7 protein-coding genes are annotated in these 4,146 nt (G+C 29.2%); 1 reads left to right on the top strand and 6 read right to left on the bottom strand.

Annotation, left to right across the window (positions count from 1 at the left end; all coding sequences use genetic code 11):
• Positions 1-175: 175 nt before the first annotated feature.
• Positions 176-568 (bottom strand): hypothetical protein, encoded by a 393-nt coding sequence (locus VK998_RS03290; protein WP_325225448.1) that lies wholly within the window; start codon positions 566-568, stop codon positions 176-178.
• A gap of 310 nt (positions 569-878) precedes the next feature.
• Positions 879-1,532 carry a SatD family protein gene (locus VK998_RS03295; protein WP_325225451.1) on the bottom strand — a complete coding sequence of 218 codons (654 nt, stop codon included), beginning with the start codon at positions 1,530-1,532 and terminating at the stop codon, positions 879-881.
• A gap of 326 nt (positions 1,533-1,858) precedes the next feature.
• On the opposite strand from VK998_RS03295, the gene VK998_RS03300 reads away from it, so the two are divergent.
• Positions 1,859-2,284: a hypothetical protein gene (locus VK998_RS03300; RefSeq protein ID WP_325225452.1), complete on the top strand. Its 426-nt coding sequence runs from the start codon at positions 1,859-1,861 to the stop codon at positions 2,282-2,284.
• On the opposite strand, the gene VK998_RS03305 is transcribed toward VK998_RS03300, so the two are convergent.
• Genes VK998_RS03305 through VK998_RS03320 form a run of 4 tightly spaced genes read right to left on the bottom strand, consistent with a single transcriptional unit; the run spans position 2,244 to position 4,114 of the window.
• Complete coding sequence (locus VK998_RS03305) at positions 2,244-3,020, bottom strand: Fic family protein (RefSeq protein WP_325225454.1); 777 nt, start codon at positions 3,018-3,020, stop codon at positions 2,244-2,246. The two genes, VK998_RS03300 and VK998_RS03305, sit on opposite strands and share 41 nt — an antisense overlap.
• Positions 3,021-3,067: 47 nt before the next feature.
• Positions 3,068-3,361 (bottom strand): tyrosine-type recombinase/integrase, encoded by a 294-nt coding sequence (locus VK998_RS03310; RefSeq protein WP_325225456.1) that lies wholly within the window; start codon positions 3,359-3,361, stop codon positions 3,068-3,070.
• A 35-nt stretch (positions 3,362-3,396) separates the two neighbouring features.
• Positions 3,397-3,723: a sugar phosphate nucleotidyltransferase gene (locus VK998_RS03315; protein WP_325225458.1), complete on the bottom strand. Its 327-nt coding sequence runs from the start codon at positions 3,721-3,723 to the stop codon at positions 3,397-3,399.
• 1 nt (position 3,724) lies between these two features.
• The gene (locus VK998_RS03320; protein ID WP_325225460.1) at positions 3,725-4,114 is read right to left on the bottom strand and encodes a COG2426 family protein; all 390 of its coding nucleotides are present in this window, start codon (positions 4,112-4,114) and stop codon (positions 3,725-3,727) included.
• Positions 4,115-4,146: the final 32 nt, after the last annotated feature.

Below are 4,146 nucleotides of genomic sequence, written 5' to 3' on the forward strand. Positions count from 1 at the left end.
AGTGACAGGCACAGCCACCTCATTCATGGTTGACCAAATGAAGCTGCACTATAATATATTTGAATAAACCGTTTGCATAAGTACTCCGTTTTTCCCTTTCATGGGATAAAACTAAATGTTGGTATAAACTAGTAAATTGATATCGGAGACGGAGGTTTAACCTTATATATTTCTATTAGTAAATAATTATGCCATAGAATACTAAAACAGAAATTATACTATATAGTGAGCCTATTAAATAATATTCTGCAAAGACTGGATCCTTTGAGATTTTATCAAATCTTGCTACAGATTTGGCTGTAAACACTAAGCCTATCGCTCCAAACTGATTATAATACATAAGTATAGCTATTAATAATCTTTCTAAGTTTCCAATTACAGCCCCTGCACCTTCTACCGTGTTTCTGCCGTCGTCAGATTCTTCAGGAGCATACTTTTGAAATAATATTTTAAAACTAGTATTAACAGGTTTTAAAATAACAATTATAAATAAAGCCCCTCTTAATAATTCACTTGAAATAAATTGTAAGAAGTTTACATGTTTATCTACTAATATTTTGCCAATCAAATATATAAGTATAATATGTAATCCCTGGTAAAGTAAGTATATCATATTTTTTCTTTTTACTCTTACATTTAACCACTTTATAAAATTATCAATAATTAAGTGTAATATAAAATAAATTATTATGTAAAGTATATTTCTATAATTTATTATAATTAGAATTAGACACCCTATTAGCAATTGTAATATATGTTTTATTAGTCCTTTTCTGTTTTGAATATCATCAAAGCTATTACCTAGAAATAAATAATATTCTATGAAAAAATAAAAAACATATAGAAAAGCCGTCCAACTTCCTATTTTGATCTCCCCCTTACTTAGCAATTTCTTTGGCAACACTATTTCTGCTTGATAAATAAAGTCTTATCCCACTAGTTCTAACTCTTTTCGACATTGCAGATTCTGATATACCGAGTTCTTTCGCTAATAACTTTTGTTTGAAATTTTCATTATATATGTTATTCTCTAGAAGAGCATATAAAACCTCTCTTTGAGTATTAGTCCAGTTTTCTTTCATCCAGTCTGTATAGTTTAAAAGATTGTTTATAATTTCATCATTTTTATTTTTACTTTTATATGATATTTTACTATTACCATAATTATTATTATCATGAATAATCTCAATAGCATCTCTTGCATTCCAATATGCCGGTCCATCTGCTCCTATGCTTTTTTCATAATTAATATTCGTGTATATTTCACCTAATCCCATTCCGAACCTTATCTTAATAGGATCCATCTTATAAGATATATAATCTAATATTTTAAATATCTCTAAATTAGGTTTTATTAATGCTTGAAATTCATCTCCTAAAGTAATAGTCCATTTAGATATAACATATTCTTTATATTTTATATTTACATCTCTTAATATTTTTTTTAACTTTTCTTGTATTTGGCTTCTATCTTCAATATTCCTTGAATCTATTATATCTCCAATAATAGCTACTAAATTAAAATTTTGCACTGTAAACAACCTTTCTATAATATATTAATTTTATTATATCATAGATATTAAAACTTTCCATTATATAGGCAACTTACGAAACTTTCCGTTATATAGGCAACTTACGAAACTTTCCGTTATATGGGCAATTTGTAATTCTTCATCATTTACTTTATTTTAAGCGAAAACTGATCATTGCCACAAGTACTACATTTTAGGCTTATACTCATTTCTATATCTTTCATAACATCACCTCCAAAATTATTATGGTATTGTCAAAAATATTAGCTCACTTTTTGACTCAACCCATTTATTTTACACAATTTTATAAAAATAATATTGAGCCTATGTCAAAGAAAGAAAAATTAGATTTCAAAAATAATTCTCACAAATATAAGGTTAGATATATATTTAGAGAGTTTAATTTTGATTTTAAACCTCTTAGTAATGTTAGTCTTGTTAAGATTAAAATCAATCTACCTAAGATAATGGTTTCATCTCATACTTTAGGATTAATTATGTCTTATTATGTTAATTATCAAATGTCTTCAAGACAAACTGCTTCGATAATGAGAGATATTCATGGTGTTAATATTTCTCATCAAACTGTTTTAAACTATGCAGATAAGGTTAATGGTAAATGGCAATATATTTTCTTTTTCTTTGACTCTGTTAAAAAAATTATTCTTTCTTATAGAGTTAATAAGTTAAGTGACAGGCACCGTTGCCCTATTATTCCATCCTTATCCCATTATTATCTTGCTCTAACTTAGGCAATGGAATATGAAGAAGCCTTAGAAAATCCTTTTGTGATTCTATTTCTCTTTCTGCAATAAAACTTATAAATAAGCTATCATCTTCATGTGCTTTTTCAAGGAGTGAAATATATTCATTTCTCAAAATCGGTGGAATTAATGCTGGAAGATATCCTTCTTGTATTAATGATGTATTCATCAATAACCTTGCTACCCTACCATTTCCATCTTTAAAAGGATGAATAAATACAAATTTCTTTTGAAGAATAGCTGCAAATTCTACTGGATGATATTTTTTTCTTTCTGTATTTATCCATTTACATAGACCCTCTATTTCACTTTGAATATTTTCTACTTTACTAACTGGATAATTGGAACCAGAAATAAATACTGGAATATCACGATATCTGCCTGCATACTCTTCATCAATATTTTGATAAAATAATTTATGCAAATAGAGGATATCTTTTTCTATAATTTCTTTATTTCTAATAAGTGTAAACATATAATTATAAGCCTTTGCATGATCCACTGCTTCAAACATATCTCTAAGAGGTCTTCCTCCAATGGTTAGTCCATCTTCTATTAAAACTTTTGTTTCACTTTCAGTCAAAGAATTACCCTCTAGTGCATTTGATGTCCATGTTAATCCGACACGATAAAAATCTTTTATCTGCTTTAGCATTTCACCCTCAAATGGTCTTAACTCATTAATAGTATTTTGATATAAATCCAGTTTTTCAAAGTATTCCATCGTTTCACTCCCTTTTTAGATATTTTTATATAAATACAATCTAGTTTTCATAACCCTTTAATTATAGCCACTAGGTTGCTATGGTTCAATGTCTCCATGATCAAGGCAGGACTATATCCACTCTTCCATGCATGACAACCCCAAGTCTTTCTCAAAGTGTGTGTGCCTACATTTTCTTTAACTCTAATTGCCTCTGCTGCATCTTTTATAACATTTAAGGCTTGTTGACGAGTAATAGGTCTATTATTGCCTTCTCTAGACTTAAAGATGTAGTCGTCCATATCATAGGTATCTAAACTTTCTAAAAGTTCTTCTAGGGATTTTTGGGCAGCCTTATTCAATTTAATGCTTCCTGATTTCTGAGTTTTGCCCTCTTTTAGACTAACAATTTTAAATCATCTCTTCTTAGTGCATATTCTACAGTTGCTTCTAGGAATCCCTGTTTGTCTTCAACGTCGTATCTTCTTCCTGAAAAGTTATATGCATACATGGCTTCTTGGTTTGCTAGTTCTTTTAGGGCGTCTGTTAGTTGGATTTCTCCACCTTTGCCTGGTTTTGTGTTTTCTAGTATTTTGAATATATTAGGATTGATTATATATCTTCCTAATATAGCTATATTTGATGGTGCATCTTCTACATTAGGTTTTTCTATTAAGCCTTTTACTTTATATACTCTATCTTCAATATACTTTCCATTATGTATATTAAGAAAACACCTTAACTACTCCATTGCTTAGTGTCATAATAGCAATTGCTGCTATTAGATTTCCAATTAGTATAGCTGGAAAGGCTCTCTTAAATCTCATATCTAATAATGCTGCTATTAAAGTCCCACTCCATACTCCTGTGCCAGGAAGAGGAACAGCTACTATTAGTATGAGTCCCCAAAATCCATATTTTTGTACCTTATCACTATTTTTCATGGATCTATTGGTTAGCTTGTCTACTATATTTCTAAATAATTTTGTTTTTCTTAAATAATTAAATACTGGCCTAATACTAAATAAAAGTATTGGTACAGGTATCATACTACCTATGAAACCAATAACAGTAGCATGTATAGGAGATAATCCCATAGCTATTCCTACGGGTATGCCCCTCTAAGTTCTATTACTGGTAATGCTGC

Origin of the sequence: Schnuerera sp. (assembly GCF_035459645.1) — a bacterium.
Classification (GTDB): domain Bacteria; phylum Bacillota; class Clostridia; order Tissierellales; family Tepidimicrobiaceae; genus Schnuerera.

Excerpts from the sequence above, each read along its gene's own strand:
- VK998_RS03300 (WP_325225452.1), top strand. The coding sequence starts at position 1,859 with ATGTCAAAGAAAGAAAAATTAGATTTCAAAAATAATTCTCACAAATAT.
- VK998_RS03305 (WP_325225454.1), bottom strand. The coding sequence starts at position 3,020 with ATGGAATACTTTGAAAAACTGGATTTATATCAAAATACTATTAATGAG.